Source organism: Leisingera sp. JC1 (assembly GCF_001679925.1).
In the GTDB taxonomy this organism is placed as follows: domain Bacteria; phylum Pseudomonadota; class Alphaproteobacteria; order Rhodobacterales; family Rhodobacteraceae; genus Leisingera.
On the sequence record NZ_LYUZ01000104.1, the window covers coordinates 16,686 to 36,989 of the forward strand.

At 63.1% G+C, this 20,304-nt stretch carries 18 protein-coding genes, 1 tRNA gene and 2 pseudogenes; 14 read left to right on the top strand and 7 right to left on the bottom strand.

The genetic code is table 11. From position 1 onward, the window contains the following. The first annotated feature begins 98 nt into the window (after positions 1 to 98). Together A9D60_RS17075 and A9D60_RS17080 are read left to right on the top strand one after the other, a co-directional pair. Positions 99 to 791 (top strand): GntR family transcriptional regulator, encoded by a 693-nt coding sequence (locus tag A9D60_RS17075; RefSeq protein WP_065268704.1) that lies wholly within the window; start codon positions 99 to 101, stop codon positions 789 to 791. Positions 792 to 800: 9 nt separating this feature from the next. Continuing rightward, entirely contained in the window at positions 801 to 1,535 is a 735-nt protein-coding gene (locus tag A9D60_RS17080) for an aspartate/glutamate racemase family protein (protein WP_065268705.1), read from the top strand. 113 nt (positions 1,536 to 1,648) lie between these two features. Here the strand turns inward: A9D60_RS17080 and A9D60_RS17085 are convergent, their stop codons facing one another. From A9D60_RS17085 to A9D60_RS17115, 7 genes are read right to left on the bottom strand one after another with little or no spacing between them, the layout of a single operon-like run. Then, on the bottom strand, positions 1,649 to 2,581 hold the full coding sequence (locus tag A9D60_RS17085) for an AEC family transporter (protein WP_065268706.1): 933 nt from the start codon (positions 2,579 to 2,581) through the stop codon (positions 1,649 to 1,651). Positions 2,582 to 2,629: 48 nt separating this feature from the next. Beyond that, on the bottom strand, positions 2,630 to 3,427 hold the full coding sequence (locus tag A9D60_RS17090; RefSeq protein ID WP_065268707.1) for an MBL fold metallo-hydrolase: 798 nt from the start codon (positions 3,425 to 3,427) through the stop codon (positions 2,630 to 2,632). Continuing rightward, positions 3,427 to 4,236, bottom strand: coding sequence for a TatD family hydrolase (locus A9D60_RS17095; RefSeq protein ID WP_065268708.1), 810 nt, complete (start codon positions 4,234 to 4,236; stop codon positions 3,427 to 3,429). Before A9D60_RS17095 ends, A9D60_RS17090 begins: the two co-directional genes overlap by 1 nt. A 35-nt stretch (positions 4,237 to 4,271) precedes the next feature. Continuing rightward, positions 4,272 to 5,390, bottom strand: a complete 1,119-nt coding sequence (locus A9D60_RS17100) for a DNA polymerase III subunit delta' (RefSeq protein ID WP_065268709.1) — start codon at positions 5,388 to 5,390, stop codon at positions 4,272 to 4,274. After that, positions 5,387 to 6,034, bottom strand: coding sequence for a dTMP kinase (gene tmk, locus A9D60_RS17105; protein ID WP_065268710.1), 648 nt, complete (start codon positions 6,032 to 6,034; stop codon positions 5,387 to 5,389). Before tmk ends, A9D60_RS17100 begins: the two co-directional genes overlap by 4 nt. Beyond that, entirely contained in the window at positions 6,031 to 7,245 is a 1,215-nt protein-coding gene (locus A9D60_RS17110) for a D-alanyl-D-alanine carboxypeptidase family protein (RefSeq protein WP_065268711.1), read from the bottom strand. Before A9D60_RS17110 ends, tmk begins: the two co-directional genes overlap by 4 nt. Beyond that, entirely contained in the window at positions 7,229 to 8,152 is a 924-nt protein-coding gene (locus A9D60_RS17115; protein ID WP_065268722.1) for an SPOR domain-containing protein, read from the bottom strand. Before A9D60_RS17115 ends, A9D60_RS17110 begins: the two co-directional genes overlap by 17 nt. Positions 8,153 to 8,404: 252 nt before the next feature. Between A9D60_RS17115 and A9D60_RS17120 the strand changes: the two genes are divergently transcribed. From A9D60_RS17120 to A9D60_RS17175, 12 genes and pseudogenes are all read left to right on the top strand, one after another. Next, positions 8,405 to 8,494: transfer RNA gene (locus A9D60_RS17120), tRNA-Ser, on the top strand. A gap of 374 nt (positions 8,495 to 8,868) precedes the next feature. Next, positions 8,869 to 10,128 (top strand): flavin-containing monooxygenase, encoded by a 1,260-nt coding sequence (locus A9D60_RS17125; protein WP_065268712.1) that lies wholly within the window; start codon positions 8,869 to 8,871, stop codon positions 10,126 to 10,128. A gap of 89 nt (positions 10,129 to 10,217) precedes the next feature. Beyond that, on the top strand, positions 10,218 to 10,634 hold the full coding sequence (locus A9D60_RS17130) for a RidA family protein (protein ID WP_065268713.1): 417 nt from the start codon (positions 10,218 to 10,220) through the stop codon (positions 10,632 to 10,634). A 122-nt stretch (positions 10,635 to 10,756) separates the two neighbouring features. Then, positions 10,757 to 11,431, top strand: coding sequence for a DUF1028 domain-containing protein (locus tag A9D60_RS17135; RefSeq protein ID WP_065268714.1), 675 nt, complete (start codon positions 10,757 to 10,759; stop codon positions 11,429 to 11,431). Between the two features lie 14 nt (positions 11,432 to 11,445). Further along, a complete protein-coding gene (locus tag A9D60_RS17140) occupies positions 11,446 to 12,942 on the top strand; it encodes an aldehyde dehydrogenase (RefSeq protein WP_065268715.1) in 1,497 nt (498 codons plus the stop codon). A gap of 33 nt (positions 12,943 to 12,975) precedes the next feature. Continuing rightward, a complete protein-coding gene (locus tag A9D60_RS17145) occupies positions 12,976 to 13,920 on the top strand; it encodes a LysR family transcriptional regulator (RefSeq protein ID WP_065268716.1) in 945 nt (314 codons plus the stop codon). Between the two features lie 92 nt (positions 13,921 to 14,012). After that, on the top strand, positions 14,013 to 16,082 hold the full coding sequence (locus tag A9D60_RS17150) for an oxidoreductase (protein WP_065268717.1): 2,070 nt from the start codon (positions 14,013 to 14,015) through the stop codon (positions 16,080 to 16,082). Positions 16,083 to 16,084: 2 nt separating this feature from the next. Further along, on the top strand, positions 16,085 to 17,224 hold the full coding sequence (argE, locus tag A9D60_RS17155) for an acetylornithine deacetylase (RefSeq protein WP_065268718.1): 1,140 nt from the start codon (positions 16,085 to 16,087) through the stop codon (positions 17,222 to 17,224). Between the two features lie 407 nt (positions 17,225 to 17,631). Further along, complete coding sequence (locus A9D60_RS17160) at positions 17,632 to 18,762, top strand: ABC transporter ATP-binding protein (RefSeq protein WP_065268719.1); 1,131 nt, start codon at positions 17,632 to 17,634, stop codon at positions 18,760 to 18,762. Continuing rightward, on the top strand, positions 18,762 to 19,691 hold the full coding sequence (locus A9D60_RS17165) for an ABC transporter permease (RefSeq protein WP_065268720.1): 930 nt from the start codon (positions 18,762 to 18,764) through the stop codon (positions 19,689 to 19,691). Before A9D60_RS17160 ends, A9D60_RS17165 begins: the two co-directional genes overlap by 1 nt. Before the next feature lie 3 nt (positions 19,692 to 19,694). Beyond that, positions 19,695 to 20,057 (top strand): annotated as a pseudogene (locus A9D60_RS17170) (ABC transporter permease); the annotation flags it as partial. Between the two features lie 57 nt (positions 20,058 to 20,114). Beyond that, positions 20,115 to 20,304, top strand: a pseudogene (locus A9D60_RS17175) (IS256 family transposase); the annotation flags it as partial.

Genomic DNA, 20,304 nt, shown 5'->3' on the forward strand with positions numbered 1-20,304 from the left:
CGGCGGCTTTGGCTAAATTGTATTCAATTCCGAATTCAATCTTGCGCGCGCTAGGCCGCTTCCCTAGTCTGCAACGGAATTGAACAAACGGCGGGAACATGGCCAAACGCGAAAGCAATGTGGACAGGGTGTACGAGGCGCTGCGCCGGATGGCGGCGGATTTTGCCTTCAAGCCCGACCAGCGGATCAACGAAAGCGCCCTGTCCGAGGTGCTGGGCGCCAGCCGCACGCCGCTGCGCGAGGCGCTGAACCGGCTTGTGGCCGAGGGCTTTCTGACCTTCCAGAACAACCGCGGTTTCTTCTGCCGCCCGCTGACGCCCAGCTATATCATGGACCTGTACGAGGCCCGCGTGGCAGTTGAATGCGAAGCCGCGCGGCTGGCCTGCACCCGTGCGGCGGATGAGGACATCGCCGCACTGGCTGATTACCTCAACCGGATGGAGCCGGAGTACGAAAGCGCCACCGACCCGGAAGAGCTGCTGGCGATGGACGAAAGCTTCCATGCCCGGCTGGCGCAGCTGTCTGGCAACAGCGAATTGCAGCGCATCCTGAACAACCTCAACGGCCGGATCCGTTATATCCGGCTCATCGACCTCAAACGGATGCGCGACCGGGCGGGGGGCAAGGCGCCGGGCGACATTTCGGCCCACCGCCAGATCGTCGAGGGCATTGCCGCCCGCAACACGGATGCGGCGGTAACGGCCATGCGCAGCCATATCGAAAAACGCCGGGAGGAGGCGACCGAAGCTGTCCGCATCGCCTTTTCCCAGCTTTACGTCCCGGACGAGTAAGGGGTTCACATGGAACACGGCGGCAAGACGGTTTTTGGCGCGGCGGTTGGCATCCTGATGCTGGAAACGCGCTTTCCCCGCATCCATGGTGATATGGGCAACGCGATGACCTGGGACTTCCCCGTCCACTATAAGGTGGTGCGCGGCGCCAACCCTGAGAACGTGGTTCGCGGCAACCCCAAGGAGCTGGTGGACCTGTTTGTCGAAGCGGGGCGCGATCTGGTCGCGATGGGGGCGGATGGCATCACTACCAACTGCGGTTTTCTGGCGCTGATCCAGGACGAGGTGAAACAAGCGCTGGGCGTGCCGGTGGCGACATCCTCGCTGATGCAGGTGCCGATGGTGCAGAACCTGCTGCCCGCGGGCAAGCGTTGCGGCATCCTGACGATCTCTAAGGCGACGCTGACGCCTGCCCACCTTGTTGCCGCAGGTGTTGCGCCGGATACGCCCATAGCCGGCACCGACGGCCTGCGCGCCTTTACCCGCGACATCCTGGGTGACGCGCCCGCGATCGACTTCGAGGCCTGCCGCCTGGACATGATCGACGCCGCCCGCGCGATGGTGGCGGACATACCGGATCTGGGCGCCATCGTGCTGGAATGCACCAATATGGTGCCTTACGCCCGCGATGTGCGCAAAGCGACCGGCTTGCCCGTCTTCTCAATCCACTCCTTCATCAACTGGTTTCAGGCCGGTCTGCTGCCCAAAGGATTTCCGTTGGAGCTGGACGATCCCCGGTTTTGACGGCGGTAACCCCTTGGTGGAAAATTACTAATGAAATCTGAAGGATAAGGTCAATCTTGTTGTCCGAATGTTTCGCGCGCGAAACATTTGGGCAGAGCTGCTGACCTTTTTATTCAGCTCAAAACCAGCAGCCAGAACCACACTGTCAGGATGCTGGCCCCGGTGGCGATCAGCACCGAGGACGCCGCCACCCGTTTGGCCCGCCCGTACATGTTTGCAAAGATATAGCCATTGAAACCGGTCGCCATCGCGGCGTTCAAGACGCCTGAGCGGAACAGGTCCTGCGGCAACTCCAGCGCCGATCCCAAGGTCCAGACAATCGCCGGATGGATCATCAGCGAGGTGAAGCAGACAAACAGGATCGCCCGCATGTCGCCTTCGGGACGGTATTTCACCAGCACGCCGCCAAGCGCAAACAGCGCCGCTGGCAGCGCAGCGCGGATCAGCAGCGACAGCGCTTCATTGATGACCAGCGGAATGGCCAGCCCCGACAGGTTGACCGCAAATCCCAGCGTGATCCCCAGGATCAGTACATTGCGGAACATCGCGTTCAGCACGGATGTAACAGTCTTGATGCCGCCCGCCCCGCGGTTGCGGACAAACTCCATCGCGGTGATGCCGACGCCGTAGCAAAAGGGCGAATGAAAGGCGATAATCGCGTAGTTGCCGGTCAGGTTGTCCGGCCCGAAGGCGCGTTCGGTGATCGGCAGCCCCAGCAGGACGGAGTTGGAAAACAGGCAGCAGAAACCGATGGCGATGCAGTCCTCCCACTCCCGCTTGAACAGGATGCGGGCACCAAACAACCCGATCAGAAAACAGGTGAAGGCGCCGGTGTAAAAACTCGCCAGCAGCTGCGGATTGAAACTGGCAGAGAGGTCCAGTTCCGCCATTGCCTTGAACAGCAGGCATGGGATCGCGAACCCCTGGGCGAATTTCATCACGCCGTCGACATGCGCCTGCTCCAGCACGCCCCGCGCGGTGGCGGCGTAGCCTGCGCCGACAACCAGAAACACCGGCAGGATGACGTCGATCAGGCTTTGAAACACTTTGGGTCCTAAAAACTGCGAAAATGAAAAAGGGCGCAAGCGCGCCCCTCAGATCTCCATCCGGATCACCATCCCGTCATAGGCGGGGGTGATATGGTCTGGTGTTTCGGCTTCGACGGTCGCGTAGTCCATATCGATATGCATGTTGGTGATGATGCCGCGTTTCGGCGCCATCCGTTCAAACCACTCCAGCGCGTCCTGGTAGCTGAAGTGCGTCGGATGCGGCGTCCGGCGCAGCCCGTCCAGGATCCAGACATCCAAGCCCTCCAATTCCGGCAGGGCGGCGTCCGGGATTTCCTTCACATCCGGCAGATACACCAGTCCGCCGATACGGAACCCAAGCGCGTCGATGGAACCGTGGTTCACCTCAAACGGCCGGAACGGGATTTCGCCGCCGGGGCCGTCAATGGTGAACGGCCCGCTGATGCTCTTCAGGTCCAGGATCGGCGGGKAGGGGGAGCCGTCAGGCTGGGCAAAGGCATAACCGAAACGGTTCAGCAGGTCGTTCTGGGTAGGGCCGTCGGCATAAACTTCGATGCGCTGGCGCATGTTGAAATAGACCATGCGCAGATCGTCGACGCCGTGCAGGTGGTCGGCGTGGGAATGGGTGTAGACCACCGCATCCAGCCGGCCCACCTCCGCATCCAGCAGCTGGTTGCGCATATCCGGCGGGGTGTCGATCAGCACCGAGGTCGTTCCATCCGGTCCGTCGCGTTCCACCAGCATCGAACAGCGGCCGCGGCGGTTCTTGGGGTTCTTGGGGTCGCAATCGCCCCAATGGCCGCCAATGCGCGGCACCCCGCCGGAGGAGCCGGAGCCAAGGATGGTGAAGCGCATCTCAGCCATCAGGCGGCGGCCTCATACGCTGCGGCTTTCCAGAACAGCCGGTCGAAATTCGCCTGGGTCTGGGCGGCAAAGGCGGCGTAGTCCATGCCGAACACTTCTGCACCGACCTTGGCGGTAAAGGCCGTGTAAGCAGGCTCGTTGCGCTTGCCTCGGTAGGGCGGGGGCGCCAGATAGGGGGCGTCGGTTTCGACCAGAATGCGCTCGACCGGCGCTGCGGCAAAGATATCGCGCAGCTCCTGGCTCTTGGGGAAGGCGGCGATGCCGGACATCGACAGGTAGAAGCCGAGATCCAGCGCGGCCTTGGCCAGCTCTGCGGAAGACGAGAAGCAGTGCATCACGCAGGAATAGGCGCCGTTCTTCATTTCTTCGCCCAGGATGCGGGCCATGTCGTCATCGGCAGCGCGGGCGTGGATGATTAGCGGCAGGCCGGTTTCGCGGGCGGCAGCAATGTGAATGCGCAGGGACTCCTGCTGCACCGCAGAACTGTCGGCGGTGTAATGGTAGTCCAGGCCCGTCTCGCCGATGCCGACAAACTTCGGGTGCTTTGCCAGCGCCACCAGCTCGTCAATGGTGACCAGCGGTTCATCCGCGGCGCTCATCGGGTGGGTGCCCGCGGCGTAGAACACCGGCGCGTGGGCCTCGGCGATGGCGCGCACGGCGGGTTCGTTCTTCATCTTGGTGCAGATCGTCACCATGCGGGTCACGCCATTTGCCGCCGCACTGGCGATCACCTCATCCAGCCTTCCCTCAAAGTCGGGAAAGTCCAGGTGGCAATGGCTGTCCGTAATCTGGGGGGGCGTCTCGGTCATGAATCCTCTGGTGCCGCTTGCGCCGCGCCAAAACCCTAGCGCGACGCGGTTTCCTGCATCTTGAAAACCGTATCTAGGACAAGCGCCGCGGGGTCAAGGTTCACCGCCTGCCCGTGGCGGGCACGGGCCGTCACTTCCGCCGCGAGGTCGGCCCAGGCGCGCGCCTTGCGCGGATCGGGCGACAGGCGCTGCAGCATTGCCGCCTCCTGCGGTGCCGCTTCCGGCGCTGGCGGAGCACCGGTGGCGCCGGTGCGCGCGAGCCGGGCCAGCGCCATCTCGGTCAGCGACAGCAGCAGCTCGAACCGGTCTGCCGCGCCGCGCTGAGCGGCGGCCTCGGCGAGGGCCATGGCACGCTGGCGGTCCAGCCGCGGCATGGAATCGAGGATCTGCACCAGCTCGGCATAGATCTTGAGCCCGCCCAGATTGATCAGCCGCAGCGCCGCGCCAACGGAACCGCCGGCGAGTGCCGCGAGGTTATCCATGTTTTGGGGCAATTCGACACCCGACTGCGCCAGCGCCGCTTCCATGTCCTGAGCTGACAAAGGTCCCAGCCGCAGGGTGCGGCAGCGCGAACGGATTGTTGGCAAAAGCCGCGAAGGCTGGTGCGAGATCAAGAGGATCGTGGTGCGTGCCGGCGGCTCCTCCAGCATCTTCAGGAGCGCGTTGGCGGCGCTGATATTCATGTCGTCGGCGGCGTCCACGATCACCACCCGGCGCCCGCCGTCGGTGGCGGACAGGCCAAAGAAGCGGTTCAGCTTGCGGATGTCGTCCACAACGATCTGGCTGCGCAGCTTGCCCTTGTCGTCATAGGAGCGGGTGATCGGCGCCAGCCCCGGTTCCGCCAGCGCCTGAATACGGTGCGAGACTGGGTGTTCGGGATCAATGTCCAACGTTTGCGGCGGGGGCGGGGCGCCGAACAGGCCCTCCTCAGCCGGAGGCGTGGCCAGCAGGAAACGGGCGATCCGCCAGGCCAGCGTTGCCTTGCCCACCCCCTGCGGGCCGGTCAGCAGCCAGCCGTGGTGCAGACGGTCGGAATTGTAGGCGGTCAGGAAATCCTGCTCCGCCGCCTCCTGCCCGATGAGGCGCAGGGTCTCGCGCGGATGTGGCGCGCCCTCGGCCTGGTCTGCGCGGGGAAGCTCGTCGTCAGCACTCATGCCGCAGGTCCTTCCAGCGCCTCGTCTGCCAGCTTGCGGACGTCTGCAGCGACGTCCGCCACAGGACGGGCACCATCGACCACGCGGAATCGGTCCGCAAATTCCTGCGCCAGCGCCAGGAAGCCCGCGCGCATTTTCTCCTGCAGCGCGACCCCGAAATCCTCGAAGCGTTCTTCCTTGCCCTGCCGCCCCTTGGCGCGGGCCAGCCCTTCAGCGGGGTCCATGTCGATGAGCAGCGTCAGGTCCGGCTCCCGCCCGATCATCAGCTTGTGCATCTGATCAACGGCCGCACGCAGGTCGCCGCGTGACAGGCCCTGATACATCCGGGTGCTGTCAGCGAAGCGGTCGCAGATCACCACCTTGCCCGCGGCCAGAGCAGGTTCGATGGTACGCTCCAGGTGGTCGCGCCGCGCCGCCATGAACAAGAGCAGTTCGGTTTCGGCCGACCAGCGGTCGGGGTCGCCCTCCAGCACCAGGCGGCGGATTTCCTCGGCGCCGGGGGAGCCGCCGGGCTCCCGCGTCAGCACCACATCGCGCCCCTCCGCCTGCAACGCCTCGGCCAGCAGGCGGCATTGGGTGGACTTGCCGGACCCGTCGATGCCTTCAAAGGTGATGAACAGGCCGCGCCCCGTGCCAGATGTCACAGTGCCCCCTCAGGACCGGTCAGGAATTGCTTGATCAGCACCTGGGCTGCGGTTTTCACCCGCACCACAAAGCCGCCAGCGGGCACATCGCTTTCCGCCACCAGCGGCAGCCGCACCTCCGGCAGTTCCTCTGGTTGCAGAACCAGTTCGGCAAGGCGCTGGCCTTGGGCCACCGGGGCCTCGATCGGGCCGTTATAGACCACCTCGCCCTCGATGGTGCCGCCCGCCAGTGACGGCAGCAGGATTTCCAGGTCTTCAGCCGGCACCAGCCCTACCGATCGCTCGGCCCCCCGCCAAATCTCGGCTTCGGCGATGGGGATGCCCTCCTTGGCAACGGTTTTTTTGGTAAATTGGCGAAACGACCAGTTAACGAGGGCTTCTGCCTCCTCTGCGCGCCCGCGCTCGCTGTCGAGGCCCGAGACCACGAAGATCACCCGGCGGTCGCCTTGCGTGGCGGAGCCGACCAGGCCATAGCCCGCTTCCTCGGTGTGGCCGGTCTTAAGACCGTCGGCACCGATGCCCAGTTTCAGCAGCGGGTTGCGGTTGCGGGTATTCGAAGGCGCGCGGCCGTCGAATTCGAACTTGGTTTCGGCAAACAGCGGATAATATTCCGGAAAATCCTCGATAAGCCGCTCAGCCAGGATCGCAAGGTCATGCACAGACATCCGGTGCCCGGCGGCGGGCCAGCCGTTGGAGTTGGCAAAGGTCGAGGCAGTCATGCCCAGTTCCTGGCCGCGCTTGGTCATGTAGCGGGCAAAGCCCGCCTCGGTTCCATCCGGGCTCAGCGCTTCTGCGATCACCACGCAGGCATCGTTGCCGGACAGCACGATGATGCCGCGCAGCAGATCCTCGACCCGCACCCGGTCCAGCGTGTCGAGGAACATGGTGGAGCCCTTGTAGCTCATCGCGTGTTCGCTGACGGGCAGGGTCTCGTTCAGGGTCAGCCGCCCGTCGCGCAGCGCCTCAAAAGCCACATAGAGCGTCATCAGCTTCGACATCGAAGCCGGCGGCAGCGGCACATCGGCGTTTTTCGAAAGCAGGACCGTGTCCGTGCCCGAATCCAGCACATAGGCAGCGCGCGCCTTGGTATCAAAAGCGGCCGCTGACAACGCCGAAAGGCTGACGGCCAGACCGGCAGCAAGGCCCGTGCGCAGCGATGATTTCAGGAGACGCGCCAGATGCGCGTCGCGGGTGTCAGTTCGTGACTGCATAGGCATCAGCGAATCCGGTGTCCTTTACGCTTTTCAGAAGCTGGCTGCGCTCCGCCTTGCTTTGCGCCGGGCCAACCAGCACCCGCCAGAATGTCTTGCCGCTGGTGGATTGCTTACGCACTTCCGGCACCATTCCGGAGCTGCGCATTGCGTTGGCGGCATGCTTGGCATTGGCTTCAACACTGAAGATGCCGATCTGGATGTATGGTTTTCTCAGCGACGTCTTCTGCTGTTTGGAGGCCGGTGCCGGGGCAGGCTCAGCCTTGGCAGCTGTAGCAGTTGCATCCGGGGCGGTGGGCGCTGAGGCCTCAATCGCGGCGGCTGCACCGGCAATCGGATCCAGCGGCGTCTCAGAGATCTCGCTGCCGGCCAGCGCGGCTTCTGTCGCTTCTGTGCCATCCGGCGGGGTTTCCTCTCCGGCTGCAGCGTCCTCCGGCTGCGGCTCCGGAGCGACTTCCTCGCGCCGAAGTGCGGTAACGTTCACTTCAACCGGTGCGCCGGCGAGCATCCCCAGAGCGGCAGCGGCATCCGAGGACACCTGCAACCGCGGTCCCGGAATCTCGCGCTCGCGCCGGAATAGGGCTCCGATCACGAACTGGCCGTTGGCATTGTTGCGGATGATCACCCGTTCAGGGTCCTTGGTATCGGGATGCGCCACCCAGACCCCGCCGATCGACGGGCGCCCGTCCCACAGGCCGGCCTCGGTGACTTGGAACACGTCGGGCGCTTCCACATCGCGCTCCACCAGTTTGGTGCTGCTGGAGGTGCGGACCTCGCCTTCTGCCTTGGGTTTCGGTTCCAGGAAACCCAGTTTCGGCCCGTCTTCGCAAGCTGCCAGGACCAGCAGGCCCAAGGCCGCTGCGGCAGCCCGCGGGGCCTTTGTTGCTCTCGACACCGTGTTTGACATGCTTTCATCCTTGCCTGTGCCCGCGGCGCTTTTGCGCCCCTGCCGGAATGCCCGGTCTTCTTGATTTGCGGCATGATAGCCTGCGCTTCCGGTCATGAAAACCCTGCCGGATCACGATGCAAGGGAAAGCCGCGCCGGCGGCAGGTTTCCGCGTGTCCGGCAGCGCCGGGAAAATTTCTCTTGCGGACATTCCGCCGACCAAGGATTTCCGCTTGCCTCGCCCGGCGTGGCATCCTAAACCGCTGACGGACCGGGGAGGTGGCAGAGTGGTCGAATGCGGCGGTCTTGAAAACCGTTGAACGTGAGAGCGTTCCCAGGGTTCGAATCCCTGTCTCCCCGCCACCAAATCACAAAAGCGGCAAGTCCCTCCTGAGCCTGGCCTTGAAACCGGCCGGTTTGCCCTGCTTCAGGCTTTCCGCCTGTTTGTTCCCGGATATTTCAGAGTGACCTGCCCCCCAAGTTACCTTGCAGGTCTGAGGGAGGCCTTGGGCCTGTTTTGCCGGCGTTACCCGGCCGGTCTGTCATTCATCACTTTCTGCGCAAGGCCCGCGGGGCCGGGCCAAGTGCGCCGCACAGGCTGAAGAAACGCGGGTTAGAGGCAGGCGAAGCAGGGGTAAGCCATAGATTTCTTTCTCCTGTGCTGAGGATGTGAACATTCTCCCTAGTAGAGCCGGCAGGGTGATGGTGCCGGCAGAAGATGCAGGAGAGGTTTGGACATGCCGATCGAAAAAACAGATACGCTGGTTGTCGGTGCCGGTCAGGCTGGGGTGGCCATGAGCGAACACCTGACCAGTCATGGCGTGCCGCATCTGGTGCTGGAAAAGAACCGGATTGCCGAGGCTTGGCGCACTGGCCGCTGGGACTCGCTGGTGGCCAACGGCCCGGCCTGGCACGATCGCTTTCCAAACCTTGAGTTCACGGATACCGATCCGGAGGCCTTTGCCGGAAAGGAGCGGATCGCGGATTATTTCGTTGAATACGCCGGGCGGTTCAACGCCCCGATCCGTACCGGAGTCGAAGTGACCAAGGCCGAGCGTATCAATGGCACTGGCGGTTTCCGGGTCGAGACCTCAAAAGGAGTGATTGAGGCGCAGCGGATCGTTGCAGCCACCGGCGCCTTTCAGCACCCTGTGATCCCGCCGCTGGTGCCTGAAGGCGCAGAAGTGAACCAGCTTCACTCTTTCCACTACCGCAATCCGGACCAGCTGCCCGAAGGCGCGGTGCTGGTGGTCGGCGCGGGGTCGTCCGGTGCGCAGATCGCCGATGAGCTGAATCGGGCAGGCCGCAAGGTCTATTTGTCGGTGGGTCCGCATGACCGCCCGCCGCGAATGTACCGGGGCCGCGACTTTGTCTGGTGGCTGGGGGTTCTGGGCCTGTGGGATCAGGCTGCGCTGGAGCCGGGCAAGGAGCATGTTACGATTTCCGTCAGCGGCGCCTATGGCGGTCAGACTATGGATTTCCGCCGCCTGGCAGGCGAGGGGGTGACGCTGCTTGGCCTGACCGAGTCCTATGAAAACGGGACCATGAATTTTGTCGGCGATCTTCAGGACAACATTGCCGCGGGCGACGCGGACTACCTGAAGATGCTGGACCTGGCGGATGCCTATGTGGCGCGCACCGGCATTGACCTGCCCGAGGAGCCGGAAGCCCGCAGGGCCTTCCCTGACCCGGACAGCCTGAGCAGCCCCATCCGCGCACTGGATCTGGGAAAGGAGGGTATCACCACCATCCTTTGGGCCACCGGTTTCCGTCAGGATTTCTCCTGGATGCAAGTCGATGCCTTTGACGGAAACGGCCGCCCGCAGCATCAGCGCGGTGTGTCCGCGGAGCCGGGGATCTACTTCCTGGGCCTGCCCTGGCAGTCGCGCCGCGGCTCGACCTTCATCTGGGGCGTCTGGCATGATGCCAAGCATGTGGCCGACCAGATCGCCATCCAGCGTCATTACGAAGGCTACCGCGCACCTGGTGAGGCCTGACCCTTCGGGTTCGAAGCAGCAAATGACAAAAGTGCCGGGCAACACAGATTTTGACCGGACACGCCATCCCGCCAGGCCAGGAGGAAACCATGGCTCATACCCGTATCCGCAAGTTCAACACCAAAATCACTTACCCGGAACAGAACCTCGACAACGACCTGTGCCAGGCGGTGGTAACGCAGGGCGGCAAGACCGTGTATTTGCGCGGACAATGCCCGCAGAACCTGGATGACGCCAAGAACATCGAAAGCCACGATCCGGTGGAGCAGACCCACAAGGTGATGCAGAACATCAAGCAGCTCATCGAAGAGTGCGGCGGCACAATGGAGCATCTGGTGAAGGTGGTCGTCTACATCACCGACGTGCGCCACCGCGAGGCGGTTTACCGCACTATGGGCGAATACATCAAAGGGGTGCATCCGGTGTCGACCGGCCTGGTGGTGCAAGCGCTGGCAAGGCCGGAATGGTTGGTGGAGATCGACGGCACCGCGGTTATTCCGGACTGATCCGGAAGCGGGAAGGGGGCTGGCTGCCCCCCTCTTGGGCCTGCACTCAATTCACCCCCGAGGATATTTCCGGCCAGATGAAGAGCGGATCCGTTTCCAGTGGCTGATGAGGAGGAAAGACGATGACATTTTCGCTTGTGGCGCGCTGCGCGGAAACGGGCATGTTCGGAGTGGCGATTTCGTCCTCCTCGCCGGCAGTGGCGGCGCGCTGTTCCTTTGCGCGGGCGGGTGTTGGCGCGGTCGCAAGCCAGAATGTGACCGATCCCAGCCTCGGCCCGCTGGCGCTGGACCTTATGGAGCAGGGGCTGACGGCTGCAGAGGCTGTCGAGCATGTTCGCAAACAGGGCAAGTTCATCGAATACCGGCAGGTGCTGGCGGTGGACAAGGCAGGCGGCACGGCCATTCATTCGGGTCCGAACTCATTGGGTATTTGGACACAGGCCGAGGGGCTGGATGTGGCCTCTGGCGGCAACCTGCTGGCCAACAATGGCGTATGCCAGGCCATCGTGGACGGGTTCGCGGCTTCATTGGGCCATCTTGGCGACCGGCTGATTGCCGCGATGCGGGCGGGACTGGCGGCGGGCGGCGAGGCCGGGCCGGTGCATTCGGCAGGCATGAAAATCGTTGACAAGGTGAGCTGGCCGGTGGCCGACCTGCGCTGCGACTGGTCTGAGGACTGTCCGATCGAGAACATCGCCGCCGCTTGGGAAATCTACAAGCCGCAGCTGGATGCCTATGTCCAGCGCGCGCTCGACCCGCGTGAGGCGCCGTCTTACGGCGTGCCGGGCGACGAATAATCAGGAGAGAGACTATGCTGGACTATTCACATGACGATTGGAAATCCCGCGCGGCGGCTCTCTCGTTCCGCAGCCAGGCCTTTATCGACGGCAGGTTCACGGATGCAGCTTCGGGCAAGACCTTTGCCAGCGTGAACCCGGCGACGGGCGAGGTGCTGGCGCAGGTTTCCGAATGTGATGAAGAAGACGTGAACCGCGCCGTGGCGGCAGGCCGCAGGGCGTTCGCGGACGGGCGCTGGTCTCGGATGGCGCCGGGGGACCGCAAGGCGGTAATGCTGAAGCTGGCGGACCTGATCCGGGAAAACCTGGAAGAGATGGCGCTGCTTGACAGCCTGGACATGGGCAAGCTGGTGACGGATGCGGCGACAGTCGACGCGCCTGGGTCCGCGCATTTCTTTCAGTGGTATGCCGAGGCCATCGACAAGGTTTATGACGAGGTGGCGCCGACCGGGCCGGGCGATCTGGCGCTGGTCAGCCGCGTGCCGCTGGGTGTGGTCGGGGCGGTGACGCCCTGGAACTTCCCGCTGGACATGGCGACGTGGAAAGCGGCGGCGGCGCTGGCGGCCGGGAACTCCGTGGTGCTGAAACCGGCGGAGCAGTCGCCGCTGTCTGCACTGCGGCTGGCCGAGCTGGCGGCAGAGGCCGGGGTGCCGGACGGAGTCTTTAATGTGGTGCCGGGCTATGGTGCGACCGCAGGCAAGGCGCTGGGGCTGCATATGGATGTGGATTGCCTCGCCTTCACCGGCTCCACCGCAATCGGCAAGATGTTCATGCAGTATTCCGGGCAGTCGAACCTGAAACAGGTCTGGCCGGAGACCGGCGGCAAAAGCCCCAATCTGGTATTTGCCGACTGCGAGGATCTGGATGCGGCTGCCGACATGGCCGCCTTTGGCATCTTCTTCAATCAGGGTGAGGTCTGTTCGGCCAACTCGCGGCTATATGTGGAGCGTTCGATCAAGGATGCCTTGGTGGAGAAGCTGATTGCCCGCGCCAAAGCCACCCAGCCGGGCGATCCGCTGGATCCGGTCTCGAAAATGGGCGCCATCGTGGATGAGAAGCAGACGGAGGGCATCATGCGCTTTGTCGAGGCAGGCAAGGCCACGGCCAATCTGGTGGCGGGCGGTGAGCGCGTGACCGTCGGTGGCAAGGGCTGCTTTGTGCAGCCGACGATCTTTGACGACGTGAGCCACGGCAATCCGCTGGCCCGGGACGAGATCTTTGGGCCCGTTCTGTCGGTGATCCCGTTTGACAGCGAAGAGGAGGCGGTCGCCATGGCCAATGACTCGATCTATGGCTTGGCGGCTTCGGTCTGGACCGATAACCTCAGCCGGGCCTGCCGGGTGGCGGACAAGCTGCAAGTGGGGACGGTCTCGGTCAACACGGTGGACGCGCTGTCGGCACAGACGCCCTTTGGCGGTATGAAACAGTCCGGCTTCGGGCGCGACCTGTCGTTGCATAGCCTGGAAAAATATACCGCGCTGAAAACCACTTGGATAAAATACCGGGCTTGATCGGCCCGGTCCTGCTCCGGCATAGTCGCTGACATGCCTTTGCGTTTCACACTGCGCCAGCTGGAGTATTTCGTCGCCGTCGGCGAGGCCGGGTCTATTGCCCTGGCCTCGGAGAAGGTAAATGTGTCCTCGCCCTCGATCTCGGCGGCGGTGTCGCAGCTGGAGAACGAATTCGGCTTGCAGCTGTTTGTGCGCAAGCACGCGCAAGGATTGTCGCTGACCCAGGCCGGGCATCAGTTCATGGATCAGGCGCGCGCGGTGCTGTATGAAGCCGGAGCGCTCAGCCGGCTGGCGGACAATATCTCGGGCTTTGTGCAGGGGCCATTGTCGGTGGGTTGCCTGCTGACCTTTGCCCAGCTCATCGTTCCGGGCCTGCGCCGCCAGTTCGAGGCGCTGTATCCGGCGGTGACCATCAGCCAGACGGAGCGCGATCAGGCCGGGCTGATCGAGCTGATCCGCCAGGCACGGATCGACGTGGCGCTGACCTATGACCTGAATATTCCGGCGGATCTGACATTCAACGCGCTGGCGGAGCTGCCGCCCTATGCCTTGTTGAGCGAGGATCACCCGCTGGCGGACCGCGCAAGCGTCACTGTGGACGACCTGGCTGCGCATCCGATGGTGCTGCTGGATCTGCCGCTGAGTGCCGAGTACTTCCTTTCGTTTTTTGAAGACGCCGGAGTTACACCGCAGATTGCCGAGCGCACCCGCGACATGGCGGTGATGCGCGGGCTGGTGGCAAACGGCTTTGGTTATTCCATTGCCAATATCCGTCCAGTGACAGACATGGCGCCGGATGGGCGCAAGCTGAGCTTCGTGCCGATTGCTGGCAAGTTGCGGCCTATGCGGATGGGGCTGCTGACAGCCGAGGGCGCCGAGAATGTTCTGACCGTCAAGACTTTCATCAGCTACTGCAAGGAACGGATCACTGACGGCACTGTTCCGGGCATCCGCATCGGGGACGGCGGCGGCGCTTAGGCGGCGGCTAATCAATGCTTCCGTAAGCGCAACTTTCGCCTTTGGTGCGGTCCTGTACCTTTGAGGGGCTCTTGCACCGAAGGAGATGGAAATTGCGCGATCCCCGCTATGATATTCTGTTCGAGCCGATGAAGATCGGCCCGCTTACCGCCAAGAACCGCTTTTACCAGGTGCCCCATTGCAACGGCGGCGGCTACCGTGATCCGTCTGCGGCGGCAGCGATGCGGGGCATCAAGGCCGAAGGCGGCTGGGGCGTGATCTTCACCGAACAGTGCGAGATGCATCACACCTCTGAAATCACCCCCTTCATCGAACTGCGCCTGTGGGAGGATAAGGACATCCCGCAGCTGCGCAAGATGTCGGAGCGGATGAAAACTCACGGTGCGCTGGCCGGTATCCAGCTGGCCTATTCCGGGATCAACGGCCCGAACCTTTACACCAAGGAAGTGCCGCTGGCGCCGTCGGCGCTGCCGATCCGCACCTTCACCAATGACCCGGTGCAGGCCCGAGCGCTGGACAAGCAGGACATCAAGGACCTGCGCCGCTGGTTCGTGAATGCCGCGAAACGGTCAAAGGAGGCCGGGTTCGACCTGATCTGCCTCTATGGCGCGCATGGCTTTGGCATCTTCCAGCACTTCCTGAGCCGCGCTACCAATCAGCGCTCGGACGAATACGGCGGATCGCTAGAGAACCGGGCGCGTTTCAGCCAGGAAGTCATCGCTGACATGCGCGATGCGGTGGGCGACACCATGGCGATTACCCTGCGGGTCAGCTTGGATGAAACCATTGGCGAGCTGGGCTTCTCCAACGCTGAGGTGCGCGATTACATTGAGATGAACAAGGACCTGCCGGACCTCTGGGACCTGGCGCAGGGGACGTGGGAGGATTGCTCCGGCCCGAGCCGATTCAAGGAAGAGGCCGCGCAGGAGCAGCTGGTGCGCGGCATTCATGAGCTAACGGACAAGCCCATTGTGGGTGTAGGCCGCTTCACCAGCCCGGACGTGATGGCAAAGATGGTGAAATCCGGCACGCTGGACTTCATCGGCTGTGCGCGGCCTTCGATTGCCGATCCCTTCCTGCCGAAGAAGATCGAGGAAGGCCGGATCGAGGACATCCGCGAATGCATCGGCTGCAACATCTGCATCACCGGCGACATGACCATGTCGATCAGCCGCTGCACCCAGAATCCGACCTTTATGGAGGAATGGCGCAAGGGCTGGCATCCGGAGACGATGAACTCCAAGGGCGAAAGTTCCAACGTGCTGGTGGTGGGCTCCGGCCCCGCCGGCCTGGAAGCCGCTTGGGCGCTCTGCCGCCGTGGTTATGACGTGGCCGTGGCCGAGGCCAAGGATGTGATCGGCGGGCGTGTGACCCGCGAGCGCACACTGCCGGGCCTCAATGCCTGGGGCCGTGTCGTGGATTACCGTGACTACCAGCTGAGCCAGCGCCCGAATGTGGAGATCTACCGCGAAAGCCCGCTGGATGCGGACAGTATTCTTGAGTTCGGCTTTGAGAACATCTGTATCGCCACCGGCTCCACTTGGCGCCGGGACGGGGTCTCGCGCCAGCATGTGGTGCCGATGCCGATCGCCGAAGGTGCCAAGGTCTATACGCCCGACGACCTGATGGATGGCACCATCCCCGAAGGCCGCGTGGTGGTCTATGACGACGACCACTATTACATGGGCGGGGTTCTCGCCGAACTGCTGGCCTCCAAGGGTGCGCAGGTTACGCTGGTCACGCCGTCGGCCTTTGTCAGCGATTGGACCAACAACACGCTGGAGCAGGTGGCGATCCATCCGCGCCTGGTGGAGGCCGGGGTGGAGATTGTGCTGAACCGCGGGGTGACGGAAATCCACGCGGGCCATGTGGTCAGCAACTGCACCTACACGGACCGCACCTGGAACATTGAGGCGGATGCCGTGGTCATGGTCGCCTCGCGCACCGGTAACGACAGCCTCTTCGAGGAACTGCGCGCCCGTGAGGCGGAATGGGCGGATGCCGGCATCAAGTCGGTCAAGATCATAGGCGACGCCAGCGCGCCGGGGCCGATTGCCTGGGCGACCTATGCAGGCCACCGTTATGCGCGCGAGCTTGATGGCCCGGATATCGGCGACGCGCTGCCCTTTCGCCGCGAGATCACCGAGCTGGCCGTGGACTGACGATGACAGCAACGCTGGACATACTGGAGCGGCTGACCGGGTTCGACACGGTCAGCCGCAACTCCAATCTGGAGCTGGCTGCCTATGTGGAGAGCTTCCTGGTTGAGCGCGGTTTCGCAGTTACGCGACTGCCCTCGCCGGATGGCTCCAAGACCGGGCTTTACGCCGAGAAAGGCCCGGCGGGGCAGGGGGTTCTGCTATCGGCGCATACGGATGTCGTGCCGGTGGACGGGCAGAAGTGGACCCGCGATCCGTTCCGGCTGACCCAGGATGGAGGCCGGGTCTATGGCCGCGGCACAACCGACATGAAGGGCTATCTCGCCAGCGCCCTGGCGCTGGCGGATCGTGCCGCAAAGGTGGATCTAAAGGAACCGCTGAAAATCGCGCTGTCGTATGACGAGGAGGTCGGCTGCGTCGGCATTCAGGAGATGCTGGAGCGCCTGGCTCCGCTGATCGGCAAACCGCGGGCCTGTTTTGTGGGGGAACCAACGGAGATGAGAGTCGCCATCGGCCACAAGGGAAAAGCTGCCCTGCGCGCGGTGTGCCACGGCCAAAGCGGCCATTCAGCGCTGGCCCCCAATTTCACCAATGCTTTGCACCTCGCGGGGGACTTCCTGGCGGAGCTGCGGGCATTGCAAGAAGAATTTGCCGCCATTGGCGCGCGGGACGCAGCCTATGCCGTGCCCTATTCCACGGTGCACGTTGGTAAAATGAATGGCGGCACCGCGCTCAACATCGTGCCGGACCGGTCAGAGCTGACCTTTGAATACAGACATTTGGCGGCGGACAACGGGGAAGACATTCTGGCCCGCATTCAGGCCGCCGCCGAACGGGTCAGCAACCGCTATCAGGCTGAGGCCTGTATTGAGGTGGAGCAGTACAACGCTTACCCCGGCCTGGACGTGCCTGCAGATAGCCCAGTAGTCCCTTTTGCGCAGAAGCTTGCCCAGTGCGATGGCACCACCAAGGTCGCCTTTGGCACCGAGGCCGGGTTCTTTGACCAGTTGGCTGTGCCCACTGTGGTCTGCGGCCCGGGCTCGATGGAGGGGCAGGGTCACAAACCTGACGAATACCTGGAGCTGAGCCAGCTTGCCGCCTGTGATACGATGATGGACCGGATCCTGGACGATCTGACAACTTGAGGAACAAGGCATGGCAATGACCGCCTGTCTGTAAGCCAGAGAGCGCAAGCCTTCTCTGGCAGTCAACCTAGGGCCAGGATAATCGGGGAGGCTGCATGGCTTGGAGCCCTCGGGCTGATCGCCGCGGTGACTATTACCGCGGCCTTTTACTTGGCGCGGGCCGTTTGCTTCCAGCCGTCAAGTTCCTGTTCAGAGTGAAGAATTGCGGTGGCGGATTGCCGGTGGTGGTCCCGCTGATCGCGTTCCCCGCCGTCTTGCGCAATCGGCAGGCCAGAGCTGAGAAAAACCTGCCGCAGCCTCTCCCGAGAAACCTTCTAAAGCTTTGAGATGAATGCGTTTTAAAAGGTTAGGCAGAGGCTAACATTTGCTGAGGGAGTCAATTCTTAAAGCAGGCCCCCAGCCTTCCTATGCTGGATCAAACGATACGCGGCAGAGGGGAGGCGCAAGTGCCTGGCAACAAGACAGATGCGATTGATGTGCGCAATGCAGTCAAGCGCTATGGGGATTTCACCGCCCTCAAGCGGATCTCGCTGACCATCAAGGATAATGAGTTTTTCACCCTGCTGGGCCCCTCGGGTTGCGGCAAGACCACCCTGCTGCGGATGATCGCCGGGTTCGAGGATGTGACCGAGGGAGAGATCCTGCTTTACGGCGACGAGATCGAAAGCCTGCCGCCGCATCTGCGTCCGGTGAACACCGTGTTCCAGAATTACGCGCTGTTCCCGCATATGACCATTTTGGACAATGTGGCCTTTGGCCTGGAAATGCGCGGCAGGTCCAAAGCCGAGGCCCGCAAGCGCGCGGGCGAGATGCTGGAGCTGGTCCAGCTGTCGCAATTCGCTGCCCGCAAACCGTCTCAGCTCTCAGGCGGCCAGCAGCAGCGTGTGGCGCTGGCGCGTGCGCTGGCGCCACAGCCTAAAGTTCTGCTCTTGGATGAACCGCTGTCGGCGCTCGACCTGAAACTGCGCAAGGCCATGCAGCTGGAGCTGAAGCACCTGCAGCGGGAAACCGGGATCACCTTCATCTTCGTGACCCACGATCAGGAGGAAGCGCTGACGATGTCCGACCGCATTGCGGTGATGTCGGCAGGCGAGTTGCAGCAGCTGGGCAGCCCGACCGAGATCTATGAGACGCCGCGCAACATGTTCGTTGCGGATTTCATCGGCGAGACCAACCTGCTGGAGGTTTCCGTCGACCGGGTCATGAACGGCCGCGCGGTCTGCCATCTGGGCGGCGGCCACGCGCTGACCTGCAATTCGGTCGAGGGGATCGGAGAGGGCGCCAAGGTGCATATGTCGGTGCGGCCTGAGCGGCTGTTCATGTCCGACGTGCCAGTGGAGGCCGAAAGCCTCAAGGGCCGGGTGGCCGAGAACATCTTTGTCGGCACCGACATCAGCACGCTGGTGGATCTGGCCGAGGGGCCGCAGTTCATCGTGCGGACTTCCAATTCCGACCGCGGCAACAAGCGGATCTTTGAGCCGGGCAGCGAGATTTTCGTCAACATGGAGCTGGGGGCCGGCCGCCTCCTGATGGACTGATGGCAGCAGGCGCAGCAAGCGGCGGCTCAGCCCGCGCAGACACGTACAAGGACGCCCGCGGCTGGCTGCTGCTGCCGTCCTGGGCGGTGCTTGGTATCTTTGTGCTGGGGCCGGTCTGCATGATGCTGATCTATTCCTTCCTGACCAAGGAGTTCCGCGGCGGGGTGATCTGGGAACCCTCACTCGCGGCATATGATCAGTTCTTCTTTGACCGCGGGTTGTTCGGAGATGAACCGCCCAGCATTGAGTGGACCTATATCACCATCTTCTGGCGTTCGATCTGGCAGGCCGGGGCGGCGACGCTTCTCAGCCTGGTGATCGGCTTCCCGACCGCTTACTTCATCGCCACACGGCCTGAAAACGTGCGGCCCGTCTGGGTGTTCCTGATCACCATTCCCTATTGGGTGAACCTGCTGATTCGTACCGTCAGCATGAAGTTCCTGCTGCGCGACCAGGGGCCGCTCAATGACTTCCTGATCGGCACCGGGCTGATCGACAGCCCCATTCACATCGTCAACACCAACTTTGCGGTGCAGCTGGGGCTGTTCTACTCCTACCTGCCGTTCATGGTGCTGCCGGTTTATGCTGCGGTGGAGCGCTATAACTTCTCGCTCAGCGAGGCGGCGGCGGATCTCTATGCCAGCAAGTGGACCACCCTGCGCCGCATTGTGCTGCCCGCGGTGAAGCCGGGTGTGGTGGCGGGCTGCATTCTGGTGTTTGTCCCCTCGATGGGCTCCTTCCTGGCGCCGGATCTCTTGGGCGGGGCCAAAAACTTCATGATCGGTTCGCTGATCGAGGAGCAGTTCAAGGGCAACGCGGGCAATTGGCCGTTCGGCGCCGCCGCCTCGATGATCCTGCTGACCATGGTGCTGATCATCCTGATGTTCTCCGCCCGCCAGCAGGCCAAAGCAGACAAGACAGGGGGCTGAGCCATGGCGCATGTGAATGACAATATCAAAGCCTACAAGGGCTTCCGCTCCATCACACTGCTGTGCCTGGTGGTTCTCTATGCCCCGCTGGTGATTGTCACCATCTACAGCTTCAACGCCTCCCAATCGATCACCAACTGGGAGGGGATCTCCTTGCGCTGGTACGCCGATGTGTTCACCGGGCCGGAAAGCGAGAAGTTCAAGGTTGCAGCGTTCAACAGCTTCACCATCGCCGTTATCGCGGCGACGGCCAGCACCACCATAGCCACCCTGGCGGCAACTGCGATGGTCCGGGGCGGGAACTTCAAGCTGCGAACGGTGTCTTTCGGCCTGATCTCGCTGCCCCTGATGGTGCCGGAGATTGTGGGACTATCCTGAATTTTGTGCCCCGGCGTGGTAGCTCACTTTTGAGGAGACCCACGTATGAGCATAGACAAAGACCTGTTGGACCGGCTGATGGAAGGGCGTTCGCCCGGCGACCTTTTCGGCAAGGAGGGCATTCTTTCCGAACTGACCAAGGCGCTTGCGGAACGTGCGCTGAGCACCGAGTTGGACGAACATCTCAGCGAAGAGCGCGCGCAGGAGCCGCCTGAAGGCCAGAACCAGCCCGCCA